The organism is Actinomadura sp. NPDC049753 (assembly GCF_040674655.1).
Classification (GTDB): domain Bacteria; phylum Actinomycetota; class Actinomycetes; order Streptosporangiales; family Streptosporangiaceae; genus Spirillospora; species Spirillospora verrucosospora.
This window is the reverse complement of record NZ_JBFARL010000334.1, coordinates 1-4,877: the sequence shown is the minus strand read 5'-3', so window position 1 is coordinate 4,877 and position 4,877 is coordinate 1. Positions and strand designations below refer to the sequence as shown.

The following is a 4,877-nucleotide window of genomic DNA, read 5'->3' as shown; positions in this document are numbered from 1 at the left end:
GCTGGACGGCCGCCGCCTGGCTGCTGCCCGCCCTCGGCTGGCTGGCCGGCCACCTGTTGCGGCGCCGCAGGTGGCACGCCGCGTGCGTGCAGGAGCAGCGGGCGCGCCAGACCCTGGCCGACGAGCGGCTGCGGATCGCCCGAGAACTGCACGACGTGGTCACGCACGGCATGGGCCTGATCGCCGTCAAGGCGGGGGTCGCCAACCACATCGCCGAGGCGCGTCCCGAGGAGGCCCTCCAGGCGCTGCGGGTGATCGAGACGACCAGCCGCGAGGCCCTGGCCGAGATGCGGCGCCTGCTCCAGATGCTGCGCCGCGACGGCGCGCCGGGCACCGATCTCAGCCGACCTGGCGCCGACGGCCTGGAGGACCTGGCCGAACGCGTCCGGGCCGCCGGGGTGGAGGTCGAGCTGGCGGTGTCCGGTGAGCACGAGCTTCCCGAATCCCTGCGGCTCACCGTCTACCGGATCGTGCAGGAGGCCCTCACCAACGTGGCCAAGCACGCGGCTCCAGCCCGCTGCCGGGTCACGGTGGACATCTCATCCCACCAGGTGGGGATCCAGGTGGTGGACGACGGGACGGCCCGCACGGCTCCCGCACCGGGTCCTGGCGGGCACGGACTGGTCGGGATGCGGGAACGCACCGCGATGTACGGCGGCACGTTCAGCGCCCAGCCCCGTCCCGGGGGCGGCTTCGCGGTCACGGCCACACTCCCCTACTCCCAGGGCGGCGGGCGGTGACCGAACCGGTCCGCGTCCTGGTCGCCGACGACCAGGCCCTGCTGCGCGGCAGCTTCCGTGCCCTCCTCGAAACCACCTCCGACCTCACCGTCGTCGGCGAGGCCGCCACCGGGGCCGAGGCCGTCGAACTCGCCCGCGCGCTGCGGCCCGACGTCGTCCTGATGGACGTGCGCATGCCCCACCTGGACGGCATCGAGGCCACCCGCCTGATCCACCAGGCCGCCGACACCGCGGACGTCCGAGTGCTCATGCTGACCATGTTCGACCTGGACGCCCACGTCTTCGCGGCCCTGCGCGCCGGCGCCGCCGGCTTCCTGCTCAAGGACACTCCACCGACCGACCTGCTCAACGCCGTCCGCGTCGTGGCCGCCGGCGAGGCGCTCCTGGCGCCCACGGTCACCCGCCGCCTCATCGCCGAGTTCACCCGCCAGCCCCGGACCGCGAGCCCGCTCCCGCGCGCCCTCGACGGCGTCACCGACCGGGAACGCCAGGTCCTCGCCCTGGTCGCCCGCGGCCTGTCCAACACCGAGATCGCCGACCACCTGCACCTGAGCCTGGCCACCGTGAAGACCTACATCGGCCGCCTGCTCACGAAGCTCCGCGCTCGCGACCGCGCCCAGCTAGTGATCATCGCCTACGAGTGCGGCCTGGTCAGCGCCACCGCCTGGTGAAAGCGGCCGCTCCGTCCGGCCCTCGTGCTCGGTGGCCGGTCAGGCGGGGACCGGCGGCTCGCCGCCGCCGAGAGGACGGGCGGGCACCGACTTTGGTCGGTGTCGGCGCGCGGGCCCTGCGGCTAGCCTCGGCCCGTGAGTGAGACGTTCCACCAGGCGGGACACGGCGCGCGGCGCCTGCTGTGGTCCGCGGCCTGCGTCGCCTCGGTGGCGGGCGCGCTGGGCGCGCTGACGCTGTGGGGCCGTTTCAGCGCGGGCGTGACCGGCGCCGTCCTGGCCCTCGACATCGCGGTCGCCCTGGCGAGCTGGCTGCTGTCACCGCTTCTGCTCTGGCGGCCGGTGGGCGTCGCCATGGCGCTGACCGTGCTGGCGGCGCTGTCCCCCACCGCCACCCCGGCGGCCAGCATCGGCGTGCTGCAGGTCGCGCAGCGGCGCCCGTTCCGGGTGGCGACGCTGGTCGGCGCGGCGGGGATCGCGGCGCACGTCGCGCAGGGGCTGTGGCAGCCGAACCGGGGCATCTCCTTCGGCTGGTGGCTGCTGCTCATCGCCCTCGGCTACGGCGCGATGGTCGGCTGGGGCGCGCTGGCGCGGGCGCGCCGGGAGCTGCTGATGTCGCTGCGCGAGCGGGCCAGGCGCGCCGAGGCCGAGCAGGGCCGGCGGGTCGCCGAGGCGCGCATGGCCGAGCGGACCCGGATCGCCCGGGAGATGCACGACGTGCTCGCCCACCGGCTGTCGCTGCTGGCGACCTACGCGGGAGCGCTGGAGTACCGGCCGGACGCCCCGCCGGAGAAGCTGTCGCACGCGGCCGGGGTGATCCGCGCCGGGGTGCACCAGGCGCTCGACGAGCTGCGCGAGGTCATCCTGCTGCTGCGCGCCGAGGACGCCGACGAGGAGGACCGGCCCCAGCCCGTCCTGCGGGACGTGCCCCGGCTGGTGGAGGAGTCCCGCGACGCGGGCGGGCGGGTGGAGCTGCGCGACGAGACGGTCGGCGCGTCCGCCCTTCCGGCGGCGGCCGGGCGCACCGCGTACCGGATCGTGCAGGAGGGGCTGACCAACGCCCGCAAGCACGCCGCGGGACGTCCCGTCCGGGTGGTGCTGGAGGGGCGGCCTGGAGCCCGGCTCGTGGTCGACATCCGCAACCCGCTGCCCGAGGACGGCGCGGGGCCGCTCGCGCCCGGCAGCGGGACGGGCCTGGTGGGACTGACCGAGCGGGTGCGCCTGGCGGGCGGGCGGCTCGACCACCAGGCCGCGGAGGGCGAGTTCCGGCTGCGCGCCTGGCTACCATGGCCCGCGTGAGCCGCCCCCTGCGCGTCCTGATCGTGGACGACGACGCCCTCGTCCGCGCCGGTCTGTCGATGATGCTGGACGGGACGGGCGGCATCATCGTCGCGGGCGAGGCCGCCGACGGCGACGAGGTGCCCGCGGCCGCCGACGCGCACGCCCCCGACGTCGTGCTGATGGACCTGCGGATGCCGCGCGTGGACGGCATCACCGCGACCCGCAGGCTGCGGGCCCGCCCGAGCCCGCCGGAGGTCATCGTGCTGACGACCTTCGACTCCGACGAGAACATCCTGCACGCGCTGCGGGCGGGCGCCAGCGGGTTCCTGCTGAAGGACACCCCGCCGGACCAGATCGTCAACGCCGTGCGGCAGGTCGCCGCCGGCGACCCCATCCTGTCGCCGCGCGTCACCCGCCGCCTCATGGACCGCGCCGCGGTCGAGGCCGGCGCCTACCAGCGCGCACGCGCGGCGCTCGCCCGGCTGAGCCCCCGCGAGAACGAGGTGGTCCTGGCGATCGCCCGCGGGCGCTCCAACGCCGACATCGCCGCCGAGCTGTTCATGAGCGTGGCCACGGTCAAGGCGCACGTCTCCAGCGTCCTGACCAAGCTGGACCTGGACAACCGCACCCAGATCGCTCTGCTGGCCCACGACGCCGGCCTTGCCTGACCCCTCGCCCCTCGCCTTCGCACCGCCCCCCTTGCGCGCCGGGGCGTGCCCGTGCGAATCTTGGAACGATCATTCCAAGTTGGGGAGGCGGACCGGTGCCGGACGTCAAGCACTTCGATCCCGAGGCCGTCCTGGACCGGGCGGTGCGGCTGTTCTGGCGGCGCGGAGCCGCCGCGACGGGCATCGCCGAGGTGGTGGCCGAGACCGGGGTCAACCGGTCCAGCCTGTACGCGACGTTCGGCGGCAAGCGGGACCTGTACGTGGCGGCTCTGCGCCGCTACACCGAGCGGCAGTCGCGCCCGGTGTTCGACCGGCTCGCCGCCGACGGGCGGGGCCTGCCGGGCATCGCCGCGTTCTTCGACGGGCTCGTCGCCGCGCGGTGCTCCGGCGAGCACGCCCGCTGGGGCTGCATGGTGTCCAACGCCCACGCCGCGCAGGACGGGGACGACCCCGACGAGAGGGAGGTGCTCGACGCCCACCACGAGGCGCTGTGCACCGCCATGCGCGCCGCCCTTCTCGCCGCCCGCGAGCACGGGCAGCTGCGCGACGGCGTGGACGTGGTATCCGCCGCGCAGATGCTGGCGCTGCTGGCCTACGGGGTGAACCTGCGCTCTCGCGCCGGCGCCGGCCCCGGCGAGCTGGCGGACGCCGTGGACTCCGCCCTCCGCTCCCTCTCCCCCTCCCCTGACCAGCCGTGAAGGAGATGACGATGCCCGAGTTCACCGTCTACGACGAGACCGACGCTCCCGCCGAGGCCCGCCCGCAACTGGAGGCCGCCAAGAAGCGGATGGGGTTCGTCACCACGCTCAACGGCGTGATGGCCGAGTCGCCGGAGCTGCTCGCCGGCTACAACGCCCTGTCGGAGCAGTTCAACAAGTCGTCGCTGCCGGGGCACGCCAAGCACGCCGTACTCATCACCGCCAGCGTGCTGAACGGCTGCGAGTACTGCGTGGCCGCGCACTCCACGGTGGCGCTGCGGGCCCGCGTCCCCGCCGAGGTGGTGGAGGCGCTGCGCGCGGGGCGGGCCCTGGACGACCCCGCGCTGGAGGCCGTCCGCCGCCTCACCGGCGCCATCGTCACGCGGCGCGGCTGGGTGGACGACGCGGACGTCGAGGCGTTCCTGGCCGCCGGCCACACCCGCCGCCACGTCCTGGACGTCGTCCTCGGCGTCGGCATGAAGACCCTGTCGAACTACACCAACCACATCGCCCACACGCCGCTCGACCCGGCCTGGAAGGAGCAGGAGTGGACGGCTCCCTCCTGACGGAGCCGCTCACGCCACGGCGGACCGGGCCCCGGCCTCCTCGGACGCCGTCTCCGCGGCCGGCGCGGGCTCCGCGGCCGCGCCGCGGCGTGCCGACGCCGCCACGAGAACGGCGAGCACGGCGAAGATCGCGGCGGCGATGGCGCCGGTGAGGTGCAGGCCGGCGGTGAACGCGGCGCGGGCGCCGTCCAGCAGCTATTGTCGTAGAGGCCGGTGCCGTTCCACGCCCGCAGCGCCCAGTCCGACCCGCCGCGAC

Annotated in this window: 6 protein-coding genes; all 6 read left to right on the top strand. The window is 75.3% G+C overall.

The annotated features are described in order from the left end of the window. A partial coding sequence (locus AB0K37_RS40180) for a sensor histidine kinase (RefSeq protein ID WP_363990957.1) occupies positions 1–740 on the top strand: 740 nt, incomplete at its 5' end. Next, positions 737–1,411 (top strand): response regulator transcription factor, encoded by a 675-nt coding sequence (locus AB0K37_RS40175; protein ID WP_363990954.1) that lies wholly within the window; start codon positions 737–739, stop codon positions 1,409–1,411. The genes AB0K37_RS40180 and AB0K37_RS40175, both read left to right, overlap by 4 nt. Positions 1,412–1,546: 135 nt before the next feature. Next, positions 1,547–2,707, top strand: coding sequence for a histidine kinase (locus AB0K37_RS40170; RefSeq protein WP_363990951.1), 1,161 nt, complete (start codon positions 1,547–1,549; stop codon positions 2,705–2,707). Further along, a complete protein-coding gene (locus tag AB0K37_RS40165; RefSeq protein ID WP_363990948.1) occupies positions 2,695–3,357 on the top strand; it encodes a response regulator transcription factor in 663 nt (220 codons plus the stop codon). Before AB0K37_RS40170 ends, AB0K37_RS40165 begins: the two co-directional genes overlap by 13 nt. A 95-nt stretch (positions 3,358–3,452) precedes the next feature. Then, positions 3,453–4,055, top strand: a complete 603-nt coding sequence (locus AB0K37_RS40160; protein WP_363990946.1) for a helix-turn-helix domain-containing protein — start codon at positions 3,453–3,455, stop codon at positions 4,053–4,055. Positions 4,056–4,066: 11 nt separating this feature from the next. Next, entirely contained in the window at positions 4,067–4,621 is a 555-nt protein-coding gene (locus AB0K37_RS40155; RefSeq protein WP_363990943.1) for a carboxymuconolactone decarboxylase family protein, read from the top strand. Positions 4,622–4,877: the final 256 nt, after the last annotated feature.

Coding starts and splice junctions, on each gene's coding strand:
- AB0K37_RS40165 (WP_363990948.1), top strand. CDS start 2,695: ATGGCCCGCGTGAGCCGCCCCCTGCGCGTCCTGATCGTGGACGACGAC.
- AB0K37_RS40155 (WP_363990943.1), top strand. CDS start 4,067: ATGCCCGAGTTCACCGTCTACGACGAGACCGACGCTCCCGCCGAGGCC.